The 14,896-nt window shown below is 49.9% G+C and carries 13 protein-coding genes; 2 read left to right on the forward strand and 11 right to left on the reverse strand.

Features of this window, described 5'->3' with window-relative positions:
* The first annotated feature begins 49 nt into the window (after window positions 1-49).
* Window positions 50-511, forward strand: coding sequence for a Dps family protein (locus E0496_RS34205; protein WP_141506374.1), 462 nt, complete (start codon window positions 50-52; stop codon window positions 509-511).
* Between the two features lie 188 nt (window positions 512-699).
* Here E0496_RS34205 and E0496_RS34210 read toward each other — a convergent pair whose 3' ends face one another.
* From E0496_RS34210 to E0496_RS34235, 6 genes are all read right to left on the reverse strand, one after another.
* Window positions 700-3,468 (reverse strand): ABC transporter permease, encoded by a 2,769-nt coding sequence (locus E0496_RS34210; RefSeq protein WP_141506375.1) that lies wholly within the window; start codon window positions 3,466-3,468, stop codon window positions 700-702.
* On the reverse strand, window positions 3,465-4,148 hold the full coding sequence (locus E0496_RS34215) for an ABC transporter ATP-binding protein (protein WP_141506376.1): 684 nt from the start codon (window positions 4,146-4,148) through the stop codon (window positions 3,465-3,467). The genes E0496_RS34210 and E0496_RS34215 overlap by 4 nt, the downstream gene beginning before the upstream one ends.
* Before the next feature lie 95 nt (window positions 4,149-4,243).
* Window positions 4,244-5,551, reverse strand: coding sequence for a sensor histidine kinase (locus E0496_RS34220; RefSeq protein WP_141506377.1), 1,308 nt, complete (start codon window positions 5,549-5,551; stop codon window positions 4,244-4,246).
* Entirely contained in the window at window positions 5,548-6,252 is a 705-nt protein-coding gene (locus tag E0496_RS34225; protein WP_161601672.1) for a winged helix-turn-helix domain-containing protein, read from the reverse strand. Before E0496_RS34225 ends, E0496_RS34220 begins: the two co-directional genes overlap by 4 nt.
* 77 nt (window positions 6,253-6,329) lie before the next feature.
* Window positions 6,330-6,962: a fumarylacetoacetate hydrolase family protein gene (locus E0496_RS34230; RefSeq protein ID WP_141506379.1), complete on the reverse strand. Its 633-nt coding sequence runs from the start codon at window positions 6,960-6,962 to the stop codon at window positions 6,330-6,332.
* Window positions 6,963-7,000: 38 nt separating this feature from the next.
* Window positions 7,001-8,938 carry an ABC-F family ATP-binding cassette domain-containing protein gene (locus E0496_RS34235; protein WP_141506380.1) on the reverse strand — a complete coding sequence of 646 codons (1,938 nt, stop codon included), beginning with the start codon at window positions 8,936-8,938 and terminating at the stop codon, window positions 7,001-7,003.
* 177 nt (window positions 8,939-9,115) lie between these two features.
* On the opposite strand from E0496_RS34235, the gene E0496_RS34240 reads away from it, so the two are divergent.
* Window positions 9,116-9,682, forward strand: a complete 567-nt coding sequence (locus E0496_RS34240; protein ID WP_141506381.1) for a guanylate kinase — start codon at window positions 9,116-9,118, stop codon at window positions 9,680-9,682.
* Window positions 9,683-9,855: 173 nt separating this feature from the next.
* Here the strand turns inward: E0496_RS34240 and fumC are convergent, their stop codons facing one another.
* From fumC to E0496_RS34265, 5 genes are all read right to left on the reverse strand, one after another.
* Window positions 9,856-11,241, reverse strand: a complete 1,386-nt coding sequence (fumC, locus tag E0496_RS34245) for a class II fumarate hydratase (protein WP_141506382.1) — start codon at window positions 11,239-11,241, stop codon at window positions 9,856-9,858.
* A 154-nt stretch (window positions 11,242-11,395) separates the two neighbouring features.
* Window positions 11,396-12,637 (reverse strand): GAF domain-containing sensor histidine kinase, encoded by a 1,242-nt coding sequence (locus E0496_RS34250; protein ID WP_241675088.1) that lies wholly within the window; start codon window positions 12,635-12,637, stop codon window positions 11,396-11,398.
* A 54-nt stretch (window positions 12,638-12,691) separates the two neighbouring features.
* Entirely contained in the window at window positions 12,692-13,567 is an 876-nt protein-coding gene (locus tag E0496_RS34255; RefSeq protein WP_141506384.1) for a glycoside hydrolase family 43 protein, read from the reverse strand.
* A gap of 79 nt (window positions 13,568-13,646) precedes the next feature.
* Window positions 13,647-14,315, reverse strand: coding sequence for a bifunctional 2-keto-4-hydroxyglutarate aldolase/2-keto-3-deoxy-6-phosphogluconate aldolase (locus E0496_RS34260; RefSeq protein WP_139991671.1), 669 nt, complete (start codon window positions 14,313-14,315; stop codon window positions 13,647-13,649).
* A 98-nt stretch (window positions 14,316-14,413) separates the two neighbouring features.
* Window positions 14,414-14,725 carry a Dabb family protein gene (locus tag E0496_RS34265; protein WP_141506385.1) on the reverse strand — a complete coding sequence of 104 codons (312 nt, stop codon included), beginning with the start codon at window positions 14,723-14,725 and terminating at the stop codon, window positions 14,414-14,416.
* Window positions 14,726-14,896: the final 171 nt, after the last annotated feature.

The following is a 14,896-nucleotide window of genomic DNA, read 5'->3' on the forward strand; positions in this document are numbered from 1 at the left end:
ATTCACTACCCTTTTATAGCGCAAACTACCATCAGAAAGGATGATCATTATGACAACAGCAACTACAGCTAAATCTACAACCGTACAGGAGCACCTAAACCACCAAATTGCCAATTGGAGCGTACTTTACATCAAGCTTCACAATTACCACTGGTACGTGAAGGGTTCGCAGTTCTTTACCCTGCACGTTAAATTTCAGGAGCTATACGAGGAAGCAGCTCTTCACGTAGATGAGCTGGCAGAGCGCCTGCTCGCCTTGAAAGGCAAGCCTATCGCGACGATGAAAGAGCATATGAAAGCATCGAGCATCGAGGAAGCTTCGAATAAAGAAGATGCCACGCAAATGGTCGATCAACTCATCGCGGATTTCGCTAAGATTATTGGCGAGTTGAAGGAAGGCATGGAAGCGGCACAGGAAGCCAAAGATGAGACGACAGCTGATATGCTGCTCGCGATTCATACAGCGCTTGAGAAGCATGTATGGATGCTAAGTGCCTTCAACGGCAAATAAACGATGAAGGAGCCAAGCAAAAACGCCTTCGGCGTCCTCCAGACACTGAAGTAGCTTTGACGGTGAAATATAGGCCCTTTATAAGCGAACAAGCTTATAAATTCTTATATTTTGATAAAGAGGGTGCGCCAGCTGCATGATTGCTGCTGGCGCACCCTCTTTGCTTATGAAAAGCTTATATCAATCCTTCATTCGTTCCCTAAGCGCAGAGCATCCACAGCTTTAAGCCGAAGCGCTGCCTTCGCAGGAAGCAGATTAATGAAAAAGGAAGCGATCACCAAGCTCCCGATAATCGGAAGCAAAATGCCGAAAGGATAATGAAAGATAGCGGGCTCCTCATATACACGGATATCATGTTTTAGGTTTTCAGAAAAAATGCGGACTCCGCTGGATCCAATAGCCCAGCCTGCCAATAAACCGACAACACTGATCACAAAACCTTCAATGAAAAACATTCCGTAGATTTGTTTGCTTGGTACGCCAATGCAGCGCATCATCCCTACTTGCTTGCTTCGTTCGCGTACGGAACGGAACTGAATGATCGCCAGACCCATTAGTCCAATGAAGGCCGAAATGACCGTAAACCCGATAAAGCCGATCCCAAGCTGCTTGTTCAATAACTGCTCCGCTGAATTTTTCAAATAAGGCACGTTAAAGGTTAACACGCCTTGAACAGCAAACCTCTCCTCTAACGCTTGAGCCGTCTTGATATCCTTATAATCAAATTGAAACAATACAAAGCCGAGATCATTCTGATTCATCCATTTGTGTCCAAAAGGACGAAGCTCCTCCACGACCTTCTCATTCATAAAGGTGGCTCCGTAAAAATCCATCAACACATTCGATGCATCATTCGGAACAAATCCGGCCACGATGAACGTTCGCTCGGTCAATGGCTCCCACGCCTCCGTGCCTGATCTGAGCTTGCTTTCATAGACAGGGAGCCTGATGGAATCGCCCGCCTTCACTAGCGTAATATCATCAGAATACAGCGGGTCCTTCATGCTGAAAAAATGCGGTAAAATAATATAATCCGGATTATTCCGCACAGCTTCCCAAGCGGCGGCATCATCGGAGAAGTTAGGTGCACGTGCCAATAATGCTTTCGGATGATTCCCCACCAACTCTTCGGTAACAGGAACCACCGCTTGAGCTAGGCCATTCTCCACCATACTTAGCATAAAGGGCTCTATCGTTACCGTTCCCTTCATTTGCCCATGAATGAATGGGTCTTTTGCAGCAGCTTCTACTATTTTCTGCTGCTCCTCCGTTGTGCGATAAGAAGCGTAACCGCCAAAACCAAAAACATTTTGGTTCGTACGATCAACGTCTCCGTTTGTAAGAATAAGCTGCAAAATGCAGACAACAAAGGTAATGGTCATCATAACAAGCGAGAACAAGAGCGCTGTCGTATACGTTCTGCCTTTATGCCATCTGGGATATTTAAGCGCGAGCATCACCGATAAACGAGGGATCCCGACTATTCGGAGAATCCTGTGCAGGGGAACGTCCATTTTATCCATCAAAGTTAACAAGATAGATAATACGTAACAACAGGCAATTAGCCAAGTTGCTGCAATGAGCAGAATATTCTCTCCCTTTAATTCAGGCGGCTGAACAAAAGCAAAAACAAAATGCACGGCTGTTCCTGATATTCCAATGATACCAAGAGCGAGTGCAGCCACACCTTTTTTTCCACGCACTCTCCCTTTCCCTCTTCCCGCTTGCTTCATCTGCGATGGCCCTCGCAAAGCTTCAACAATACCAAATTGGCTCACGCGCCGAGCCGCCAGCAAAGAAATCATGGCGAGAAATAAAAGGATAATTGCAAACACGATAACCGTTGTGCTCAAGGAAATATAAGGATGAACCGTGATATTGCTGCCAGCCATTCGAGACAGCTCCGCGGCATAGCTTCCATAAAACAAACGAATGAGCTGGTAACCGCCCAGCATGCCGGCTATAGTACCGAGCAGGGCGCTGAAGAAGGAAAGCAACAACGCTTCTGCTGTAAACATTGCCGATATATTCGGTTTGGAGAAACCGATAGCACGCAAAATGCCATACATCTCCTGTCTGGATTCGCCGATCATCGTCAGCACCTGGCGCATGAAGAGCATACTGGAAGCGATCGCAACGGCACTGATCATTCCAATGATCAGCGTAAAATTCATCTTTTCGAATTTTTGTTGGGCATTCAGCTTTAAATAATCCACCCGGAAGGGCAGATCCTGCATTAAAAACATCCCTTGCAAGTCGATAGCCGGGTTGGTGTGTCCCAATAGAACAGCATCATAGCTCCCCGTCATCCGTCCTGAAAGTTTACGTACAGCAGACTCGGAGCCAATAATCGTACCGGAAAATGCACCCGTTTCCAGATATCCAGTTAATCCGCGCTGCTCCGTTACAGCTCTAATACGAAATAGCTGCTCGCCATTTTGTACCGCGACAGCGAGCACATCACCGGTTTGAACATCCAGCAGGTTCGCTGTTTCACGATTAATAATGAGCTCGTCGTCAGCCAGCTCCTCCCGCCATAGCGCATTGCCAACAGGATCAAAGCTAACAGCCTCCTCCATAGGAAAACCAATAAACAATATGTTTTTCAGCGCTGCTCCCGCGCCTGCTTCGGCATCCGCGGCAATGACAGCTGCTTCTGTTTTCACATAGGGCAGGAGCGTATAACCATCATTTTCAGTACGCTCAAAAAGCGTAGCGATCTCCGCCGCCGTAAAGCCTCCGCTCTCTGACTTCTCTGGGGACAGCTTCCAATTAATCGGTCCCAGATGAGTCTCTATCCACGCCTTTCCGCTGCTTTGAACCGATTCATAGTTTACCGCACTAATGGCAATCAGCATCGCTCCGATCGCTCCGGCAAACACCGTAAGCAGCGTCTGCTTCCATTGCTTGCGCAGATTGCCTGCCGCCATTCGCCATATCAGTCCAGACCTGATCATGGCGTCATGCTCCCATCATAAATGACACGGCCATTTTGCATCCGAATGATACGCGATGCCCGGCCCGCCATCCGCGCGTCATGAGTAACCATTATAATGGTAGTCCCATAATGGCTGTTCAACATTTCCAGCATCCCGATAATCTGCTCTGCCGTTTCCGTATCCAACGCACCTGTTGGCTCATCCGCCCAAATGATGTCAGGCTTCCCTACGATGGCCCGGGCAATGGCCACACGTTGATTTTGCCCGCCCGATAATGCACCGGGATACTGATTCACCTTATCCGCAAGCCCAACTTCTTTAAGCGCTTCAAGCGAACGTTCCTTCGCCTTAGCTGAAGAAACGCCGGATGCAATGAGCGGCAAAGCAGCATTCTCCCATGCATTCAATACAGGGACGAGGTGGTAGGATTGAAACACAAACCCCATTTTTGCAAGCCGCAGCTTCGCGATTTTTTTGTCATCCCATGCATGAATCGGCGCATCGCCAATCCATATTTCACCGCTGTCAACGGATTCGATACCCGCCAAAAGATGAAGCAGCGTCGACTTTCCGCAGCCGGACGGGCCGGTAATCGATACCATTTCACCCTTGCTGATCGTAAAGGATACGTCGCGAAGCGCCTTAGCCGCCGCTTCACCCTTGCCATACGTCTTAGATATGCCTTTAACAGTAATCATCCTAATGCTTCACCTCTTGTTCCATAGAATGCTCTCACTTTAGCAAATCGATATGCATTCTTAATGGAGCAAATATGCAGAACTTGTGCAGATTGCTAGTCTTTCATAATGGGCAGCCGCAGAGCAAAGGTAGCTCCATTGCCATACTCGCTGCTTACGCTAATTGTCCCGCCGTGCACGTTCGCGAACTGCTGCGCGATCGCAAGTCCAAGTCCCAAGCCAGCGGCACGGTTGCTTGTCCTAACCTTAGAACTTCCTCGGTAAAATCGGTCAAACACAAAGGCTAACTCCTCCTCCTCGATTCCGATGCCGTCATCGGCGATGACGAGCAAGGCTTGTCCATCTTCCAATAAAATGGCCACACGAAGCTCCTGGCGAGCATGCTGAAGCGCATTGCCAACCAAATTGATCATAATTTGTCTAACCCGGGCCTCATCCGCATAGATACGGATATCCAGGTCCTTTTTCATGGTGAACTTCATCTCTTGTTCCTCCGTACCGACCACGAGTGCCTCTACGACCGAATCCGCAAGCTTCGTTAGCGAAAACCAGTGTTTATTGAGCGGCAGATGTCCTGATTCTGCAAGCGATAGCTCCTGCAAGTCACGAACCAGCTTCGTGAGACGAAGCGTCTCGTCATGGAGAGATACGGTTTTGGATAAAGGGAGCGGTTGCCCTTCCTGTATGGCGTTATCCAGCTGCGTACGCATAACTGCAATCGGCGTCCGAAGCTCATGCGCAATATCTGCTACCATCGTCCGCCGCACCGTTTCCAAACGTTTCGCACGCTGCGCAAGCTCTTCAATTAAGCTTAATGCCTCGCTAAGCTTGACTTTACTTTCTACGTTTTCACTCTTAACCGGGGCAGATCGTTTCCAGATGGCTAGGGCAATCCGATCCTCTGTCCGCTCCGCGATAACCTTCCTTTGGCGGAGCAACCCAGCTCCGAGCAAATAGACAAGCAGCATCACTACCAGCGGAGGCAATAGCTCTTTGCTTCCGACCTTTTGCTTCGCGGCATGAATTTGCGTGAATCCGACAATGACGTTATCGGACAAAACCGCTATTTTGCGAGCGGCAGCTTTGCGGGTCCCTTGGTTTTTCAGCTCTGCTGCTACCGTCCTTCCATCTCTATCATATACCGTTACCGAAGCCACATTATTTTCCGAAAGCATAAAGCGGTCGGTGCCCAAACGTTCCCCCAGTCCGGACCAGCTGCCTGTTGATTCGTAAAACAACTTGGCATATCCGTTCCAAAAAAGCTGGCTCGCCCGTTGTTCCACCTGATTAGCATCTGCCGCCAACCATTGCATTCCAAGAAACGTCACCATGCCTGCCAGAACGGTGAACGCAGCAAGCCAGCGCTTCTCCTTCGCTGCGCCGATTAAACCGTTCCTCTTCACCGGAACTCCTCCGCAAATCGATAGCCTACGCCATAAACCGTTTGAATCAGCTCCTGCTTCTCTTCACCGGCCTCCAGCTTGCGCCGCAAATTGCGGATATGGGAATCAAGCGTTCTCTCATAGCCTAGGAAGCTGTCCCCGAGCGCCTCATCCATTAAATGCGTACGGGTAAATACCCTGCCAGGATAAGCCGCCAGCTTCGACAGCAACAAAAACTCGGTTCGCGTCAAATCAAGCTTTTGTCCGTTCAAAAGCGCTGTGAAGCGTTGTTGGTCAAGCATAAGCCCACCCCGCTGAATCAGCGTTTCTTCGTCCAGCGATGAGACCTCCTCACCGCTCCTGCTTGCTCTGCGCATCACCGCTTTAATTCTGGCACTTAATTCCCGCAATCCGAAGGGTTTCGTCAAATAATCATCCGCCCCAAGCTCAAGCGCCAGCACTTTATCGAATTCATCCCCCTTGGCCGTTACCATAATGAAGGGCAGCTTCCATTCCCGTTCGTTCCGCTTGCATATCTCAATTCCGCTCGCCCCGCCGGGCAGCATCCAGTCCACCAATAACAAGTCCGGGCCTATCGCAACGATAAGACTCTCCGCTTCTTGAAGGCTCGCAGCCCCATGCACCTCTATAGATTCCTTATGTAAAAAATCAGTACATTCCTGCAGCAACTGCAGCTCATCCTCAATCCATACGATTTTCAAGCCAATCACGCTCCCTTCTACAAATTGTTACATAAAAAAACAGTTCTTCCAAGTAGGAAGAACTGTCGTAAAACCGTCTAAACTAATTTTATGCTGCAATTCCCTACTTGCTCGCCAGCCCAAAGCGCTTGCAGTTGATCGCCATCTTGCAGAGCCGCTACGCCAGCCGGGGTCCCTGTATAAATTATGTCGCCCGCGCTAAGGCCATAATGCTCGCCTACATATTCGATAAGCTCAGATACGCTAAACAGCATATCGCTCGCTTGCCCGCGCTGAGCCGTTTCCCCATTGCGCAGCAGGACAAATTCCGTCTCTGCCAGCGCTGCTGCACCGGGATATGCAAACCATTCACCTAACGGTGCCGAGTTCTTGAACCCTTTGGCAGCCAGCCAAGGCTGTCCCTTCGCCTTCAGCTTGGACTGCACGTCGCGCAGCGTCAAATCCAGTCCAAGCGCTATCGCATCAATAAGCTGCTCGGCATCGATGCCCGGTTCATAGGCTTTGCCAATCCGCAAGACGATCTCCAACTCAAAATGAACCTCGCCTACATCGCCCGGAAGCTCCACGGCATTGCCGTTCATCGGGACTACCGCATGAGACGGCTTCGTAAATACGAGCGGCTCATCCGGAATTTCGTTGCCAAGCTCCAATGCGTGAAGCCTGTAATTGCGTCCAATGCAATAAACATTGCGAATGTCGTTAGCGCTCATCAGCTTAGCCGCCTCTCGTCCTATAAAATACAATTCTGCTATTTCTGTGCCGCAATCTGTTCTGCTAGCTCATTCAGTTCAGCCCAGCGGTCCATCAGCTTCTCCAGCTTCTCTTCCAGCTGCTGCTGCTCCGCTGCAAGCTCCTGCAGCTTCACAGAATCGCTGCTTGCCGCTTCCATACGTTCCGCAATTGCGCTGACTTCAGCCTCCGCCGCCTCAATCCAGCCATCGATTTGCTCGAAATCCTTTTGATCTTTGTAGGACATTTTCGTCACGCGCGGTTTGCTCGCCCCCGCGTTTGCAGGAGCATCTGTGCGACTTGCCGCAGCTGCGGGCTGCACTTTCGGCGCTATAGCCGCTGCCGGGGCACCTGATCCATGTTTTGCGACAAATTCCTGATATTCGGTGTAGTTGCCGGTATGATGAGTTATGACGCCATCACCTTCAAACGCTACGATCTTATCCACCGTACGGTCCAGGAAGTAGCGGTCATGAGAGACGACAAACACAACACCAGGGAAATCGTCCAAATAATCCTCCAACACGGTAAGCGTCGAAATATCCAAATCATTCGTCGGCTCATCGAGCAGCAGCACGTTAGGCGCGTTCATCAGCACGCGCAATAGCTGCAAGCGCCGCTTCTCTCCGCCAGAGAGCTTGGAGATCGGCGTCCACTGCATCGTTGGCGAGAACAGGAACCGCTCCAGCATCTGTCCTGCGGAGATCGTCGTGCCGTCCGCCGTCTTCACCTGCTCCGCAGCCTCGCGGATATATTCAATGACGCGAAGCGATTGGTCCATCTCCTCATGCTCCTGCGAAAACCAGCCGAGCTTAACCGTCAATCCTAGCTCAACGGTTCCTTCATCCGGTGTTAATTGACCGGTAATCAGCTTGAGAAGCGTAGACTTCCCGCTTCCGTTGCGGCCGACGATCCCGACCCGATCCTCTGGAACGGCAATGTAGCTAAAATCGCGAATAAGCGTCCGCTCGCCGAAGCGTTTCGTCACGTCTTCCATTTCAACGATTTTCCGGCCCAGCCTAGTTGAGGCTACCGATACATCCATCTTGCCTCCCGCTTGCTTCGGCGCATCCGCCTTAAGCGCCTCGAATCGGTCGATCCGCGCCTTTTGCTTCGTCGTTCTCGCTTTGGCCCCGCGCCTGATCCATGCAAGCTCGTTGCGCAGCAAATTCTGCCGCTTCGATTCGGTTGCAGCCTCACGCTCCTCGCGGTCCAGCTTCAGTTCAAGAAAGCGGCTGTAGTTAGCCTGATAGAAATGGGCTTGCCCTTTATCCAGCTCAATGACGCGATTGCTGACTCGATCGAGAAAATAACGATCATGCGTAATCATAAGAAGGGCGCCTCTGCGTTTCTGCAGCATCCCCTCTAGCCATGCTACGGAATCATTATCAATATGGTTGGTCGGCTCATCCAGAATAAGCACATCCGACGGCAGCAGCAGCGCCGCCGCCATCGCGACCCGCTTGCGCTGACCGCCCGATAGCGTCTCCACTTTGGCCTCAAAATCATAAATGCCTAGTTTGGACAACGCCATCTTCGCATCGCTCTCGAGCTGCCAAGCGTCATACTCATCCATAAGCTGATTTGCTTTAATTAGCTGTTCTTGCAGCGCCGTGTCGCTTGGCTTAAGCTCAATTGCTTCCATGGCAGCAGCGTAAGCCTGTACGGCTCTTAGCTGCGGGGAGTTTCCGCCAAGCACATGCTCCAGCGTCGTTTCATTCGGGGCAAAGACCGGGTCCTGCGCCAGCATTCTGACCGTTACGCGGTTGCCAATCGACACGTTTCCTGAATCTGCTGGCTCGAGGCCCGCAATAACCTTAAGAAAGGTAGACTTTCCCGTGCCGTTCACGCCGATAATGCCGACTTTATCGCCATCCTCCACGCCGAAGGTGACATCCTCGAACAACAGCTTCTCGCCGTAGCTCTTCGTTATATGTTCTACAGACAATAAATGCATGAGTCAAACCTACTTTTTTAGAATAGTAGCTGCCTAGGCAGTCACACGTATCATACCATAAAAAAGCAGCCGCATCACTTTGTCCCCCGCCACTTCTCCTTGATCTTTCTAGGATAGAGCAGTCATGAACCTTGGCTGAAAAACCGATATAAAGAGTAAGAGGAAGGAGTGATTGGCATGGTCAAGCCTTACATCTTCATCTTTACCGGCACAAGCGGTTCCGGACGCAAGACAGCGGCGCACCAAGCTCTGAAGGGAACCGGCATTGCGCATATTCCCTCCTGCACGGACCGGCTGCCGCGCGATCAAGAGCGTCCAGACATGGATTACCGTTATGTAACAAAAGATCAATTCGATCAACTGGCAGCAGACAGCTTCTTTATGGAATGGGTCAAAATCGATCAATACCGTTACGGTATTGGTAAGCGCTATCTCGATCTTGCTCTGCAATCCGGCAACAGCGTTTATCTTATTTTGAACCGCGAAGGCTCGGATATCATTCACAAGCAATACGGCGACCGCGTCATTCGCATCTTCTTGTACGTCGACAAGAAGACCGTTGCGGAACGACTCGAGAGCAAGGGCACGAGCTATGAGATTATCGACAGCTATTTGGACCACTATACCGAGGAAGTCACCTACCGCAAATCCTGCGAGCATGTCATTGAGAATGTATCGCTTGAACGGACCGTCCAACAAATCAAGACCATCGTTGATAGCCACATGCATTCAACCCTAGCGTAATATTCATCTCTATAAGGTGAAACGGCTATCGATGTCCTTGGGCGGCGCGGCGCGTTTCATTCCGAGAAATATAGAGAATGTATAGCCTAAGGACATAATTTCCTGCATTTTCAAAAAAAAGGCCAGCTCCCGTCATCGACTGACGTGCTGGCCTTTCCTATTTCAGTAAGATATTAACGTTTACCGATCATATTCTCCGGACGGACAAACTCGTCGAATTGCTCCGAAGTAAGCAAGCCGCTCGCGATCGCCGATTCTTTCAGCGTAAGTCCTTTTTTGTGAGCGTTCTTCGCAATGGCCGCTGCATTTTCGTAGCCGATATGAGGGTTAAGCGCCGTTACAAGCATAAGCGATTGATCCAGATTGCGCTTGATCACCGCTTCATTCGGCTCAATGCCCACCGCGCAATTGTCGTTGAACGATACCATGCCATCAGCAAGCAGCGCAACGGATTGCAGGAAGTTATAAATAATAACCGGTTTGAACACGTTGAGTTCAAAGTTGCCTTGGCTTGCCGCTATCGAAATCGCTGTATCGTTTCCGATAACCTGGCATACGGCCATCGTTAATGCCTCGCTTTGCGTTGGGTTTACTTTGCCTGGCATAATCGAGCTTCCCGGCTCGTTTTCCGGAATGGAGATTTCACCGATGCCGCAGCGCGGGCCGCTTGCCAGCCATCTTACGTCATTGGCGATCTTCATCAGATCAGCCGCCAGTGCTTTAACCGCCCCATGCGTATACACGATTTGGTCGTGGCTGGTCAGGGAATGGAATTTGTTCTCTGCGGTAACGAAGGATTTTCCAGTAAGGGCTGTTACTTCCTCGGCTACAGTAATGGCGAAGTCAGGGTGAGCATTAAGCCCCGTACCAACAGCTGTACCGCCAAGCGCCAGGTCGCGCATCGTTTCTACGCTTTGAACAAGCATCTTGCGCGTTCTGTCCAGCATCGAGTACCAACCGCTAATTTCTTGGCCAAGCGTAATTGGCGTTGCATCTTGAAGATGCGTGCGGCCGATTTTCACAATATCGTTAAACTTCTCCGCTTTCGCGCGAAGCGTATCGTTCAGCAAGTCAAGCGATGGAAGCAAACGGTCTTCCAGCGCAATGACGCCGGCAATATGCATCGCCGCAGGGAAGGTGTCGTTCGAGCTTTGCGAGCGGTTGACGTCATCATTCGGATGAATGCGCACGTCGCTGCCGCGTTCAGCGAGCAGCGTGTTCGCACGGTTCGCGATAACCTCGTTCACGTTCATGTTCGTTTGCGTGCCGCTGCCTGTCTGCCATACCACGAGGGGAAAATGCTCATCCCACTTGCCGGATACGATCTCGTCTACAGCCTCGCCGATAATTGCCGATTTGGCCGCATCCAAAACGCCAAGCTTCTCGTTCGCTTGCGCGGAGGCTTTTTTGATATAAGCCATCGCATATACGACTTCGATTGGCATGCGTTCGCCGCTAATTTTGAAGTTTTGCAGGCTTCGCTGCGTTTGCGCGCCCCACAGCTTGTCCGCAGGAACCTGAATTTCACCCATCGTGTCCTTCTCAATTCGATAATCCATTAATTGAACGACTCCTTTAATCTATTGATTTTACTCCTCATGACCCTGCTTCTGTTATAACGCTATTCCAATCCAGAATCAAGCAAAGCGGGCGAAATCGGACAGAAGAATTGTATCGGCGTTCACGATTTCTAAACAATTAAGCTGAAGGGATTCATGCCGAAGCCTCATAAACCGCGAATGGCAGTTCCAGTGCAAAGCAGGTCCCTTGCTCATTCGTTTCTTTGAGCCAAATGCTTCCTCCAAGCTGCTCCGCAAGCTTTTTGCAAATGGATAACCCCAGCCCCGTACCGCCGTATTCATCTCTCGTCGCAGATGTATGCAGCTGGGAGAAGGGCTTGAACAAGCGATCGAGCTGCTGCTGGTCAATTCCTGTACCCGTATCTTTGACCGTCACCAGCATCCGGGGCAAACCCACTTCTGATTCCAGCAACTCCACGGTAGTCGTTATTCCTCCGTCATGAGTGAACTTGATCGCATTGCTAATTAGATTAATGATAATTTGCTGCAGCTTGTTCACATCGCCCACAATAACATCAGGCATTCCTGAGCAAACGTTTACTTCAAGCCGAATGCCTTTCTTCACCGCATCATGCAGCAGCAGATCATGCGCTTGCTTTAGGCTCGGACGCAATTCAAAGGGCTCATCGTTCAACTGCGAATGCTCGGATTCGATTTTGGAGAAGGACAGAATATCATTCAGCAGCCTCAGAAGCGAGTCTCCGCTTGTTTGCGCGATGCTGATGTAGTTCCGCTGTTCCTCCGTTAATTCCGTTGATTGGAGCAAAGCAATCATGCCGATTATGCCATTCAGAGGTGTCCGAATCTCATGGCTCATCACTGCCAGCAAATGGGCCTTCTCCTCTGCCAAATCGCATATGGTCAAATTCGCATTTTGCAATGCTGCCACCGTATCCTCCAGCTCCAGCACATTGGCAAAAAACGCCGCCAAGGATATCATAAACGCAATTTCTTTCTCATCATAAAGATAGAAGTTTTGATCAAAAGCACACAATGAGCCGTATACTTCCCCGCCTCGTTTCACGATAGGCACACCCATGAATGAGCAGCCGCCCACCAGCTTTGTTGCGTCCATGTCTTTTGTAAGCGGATGAGTCAGGTTATCTTCTATTATTAGAGGGCCCTGTGATTTCTCTATGACCAAATGGCAATAGGACTCTTCATTGTCGACGACCAGCCCTTCCGCCAAGATCATATCCTCGCGGTTATAGGATCTAAGAACCGTAGTCGTCATTCGATCATTTATGGCAATGCAAAACGTATTGGCCTGAATAATACTGCTGGCTGTGCTCATAACCTGTGTTGCCGAATCATAAATATTGCGCGAGACGATCGTTAGCATGTCTTCAATAATTGCAGATCTCATACAATCCATCCCATCTTCAAAATAACCGTCATGCGCTGCATGTTCCTCCCGCAGCGTACACTGCTATTCTTTCCTCTTCAGCGTGCCGTTCTTCTCTTCCACTTCAATAAATACAGCACGTTCCTCCGGTTGATGATTTGGGGTGTGCATCGCAAGCATAAGCTTGCCCTCGAACGACCGGAACAGCATCCCGTGTCCTCCGTCCTCTGGGAACAACGTTTCTTCATCCTGCGTCCATGGTCCTTCGATTTGTCCGTTCTTCGAGCGGGCGATCCCGATCGCATAGCCATTCTTCGAACCGCTTGACCACATCATAAGCAGCTCGCCTTCTTTATTTTTGAACAAGAAAGGGCCATCCGTTACATAAACGTCCTTCTCATCCCCGCCAGCTACCGCCCAAGGTGCTTCCGAAGCTGTGAAAAGCGTAATCGGCTCTCCTGCCGCTTCGCTGAAATCTGCTGTAAGCGGAACCGCGCACATTTTACCATCCCTTACCTGAACCCACTCTTGGCAAAATACCATCCACGGCGTACCGTCCTCAGTTATATAGAGCGTGCCGTCCAAGCACTCCCACTCAGCAGGCGTAATCGGCTTGCTGCTAACCGGCTCAAACGGCCCCTTTGGACTATCCGACACCAGAATTTGCGTAGCACGCCGCTTGTCCTCTGACTTAAATGAAGCGAACATATAATAGCGATTATGATAAAAATACACTTCAGGTGCCCAAAAATGATGGTCCGCCCAAAAACCCGGCGTTGGCCTGAAAGCCGGATAAGGACCATCCCATTGCTCAAGGTCCGTGCTTTTGTAAGTATCGAAGCCGGTGCCGGGACCTGACCAGACGTTGCCATCTGTTGTCCCGTAGAGATAATAGCATTTTTCCTGTTCATTTACGAATATGTAAGGGTCGCGAATGCGAATTTGATCACGGTTAATCATGACTGTAATTTCCTCCTCGGGTTCTGTTCATGCATAAAAAAGCCTGACAGAGCGGTTACCTCTCTATCAGGCTGTCATACTACAATCCTTTTGCTTCGCGATACGCTGCAATATACGCAGCTGCTTTCTTCTCGATAAGCGAGAAATCGCCGGTTTTCACAGCATCCTTCGTCAAGTCGGAGCCAATGCCCACCGCAACCGCGCCTGCCTTGATCCAGTCCTTCAAATTATCAAGCGATACGCCGCCAGTTGGCATAACGTTTGCCTGCGGCAAAGGTCCTTTAATCGAAGGAATCACATTTGGTGAATAGAGATTGCCCGGGAACAGCTTAACGATATCTACACCCAGCTCAAGTGCTGTTTGTATTTCATGAATGGTCATCGTGCCTGGCAAAATCGGAATCGAATATCGGTTGCAGAGCTTGATTGTATCCGGGTTAAGCGCCGGTGACACTACATATTCCGCGCCCGCTAAGATCGCTGCCCGCGCAGTTTCCGGGTCAAGCACCGTACCTACACCAATAATTGCAAAATTATCTGCATCCGGCGATACGTCGCTGGAATATTCTTTGGCAAGCTGCTCGATTGCACGAAGCGCAAATGGTACCGTCATCGTAATTTCGATTGCTTTGATTCCGCCCTTGATCGCACGACGCGACATTTCTACGACTTCTTCTGGCGAATCCGCGCGCAATACCGCTACAACGCCAGCTTCCGTAAGCTGCTGCAGCACTCTAAGCTTTTTCATCCGTTAGTCCCTCTTCCCATTATGTTCGTATTTGTTTGAATTTGTTCTGTATATAACGCTAATTATAAGCCGTTTTACGGTTTTCTTCAATGATTACGCTATTTCGCGTAATCGATTTCAAGAAACTTTTCAACTTCTGTCACCCAGCGTTCACTCACGAACTGTACATGCAGCGGATGCTCGTTGTAAGCGTCATAATCAGCCTGATTGGCAAACTCCATCGCGAAGCCGTGATCGTAGTCGTTTTTCACGCTAACCTGCTTGTACACCTGAAAATTCGCCACGGTTGGAATAGATGTAAGAATGCGCTTACCATCCTCCAAAAACTGACGTTCCGCCTCGGAACCTTTCTCATGCTTCAGGCTGAAAATAACCGAGTGTAAAATCCATTCTTTTGACTGTGCTGACATGTATATCGCTCCTTTTTCTAAATAAATTGGCTATGATTCCTTTAAAAATAACACAAGTGCGCCTCAAAATGGAACGTTTTCAATAGATTCATCCCGATAAATCCTATCTTCATTTCAATTCAGCATCCTTTTTGACGGATTAATGGTTAACATCGAGAGGTTAAGTTTCAC

This window comes from Paenibacillus luteus (genome assembly GCF_006542765.1).
GTDB lineage: Bacteria > Bacillota > Bacilli > Paenibacillales > Paenibacillaceae > Pristimantibacillus > Pristimantibacillus luteus.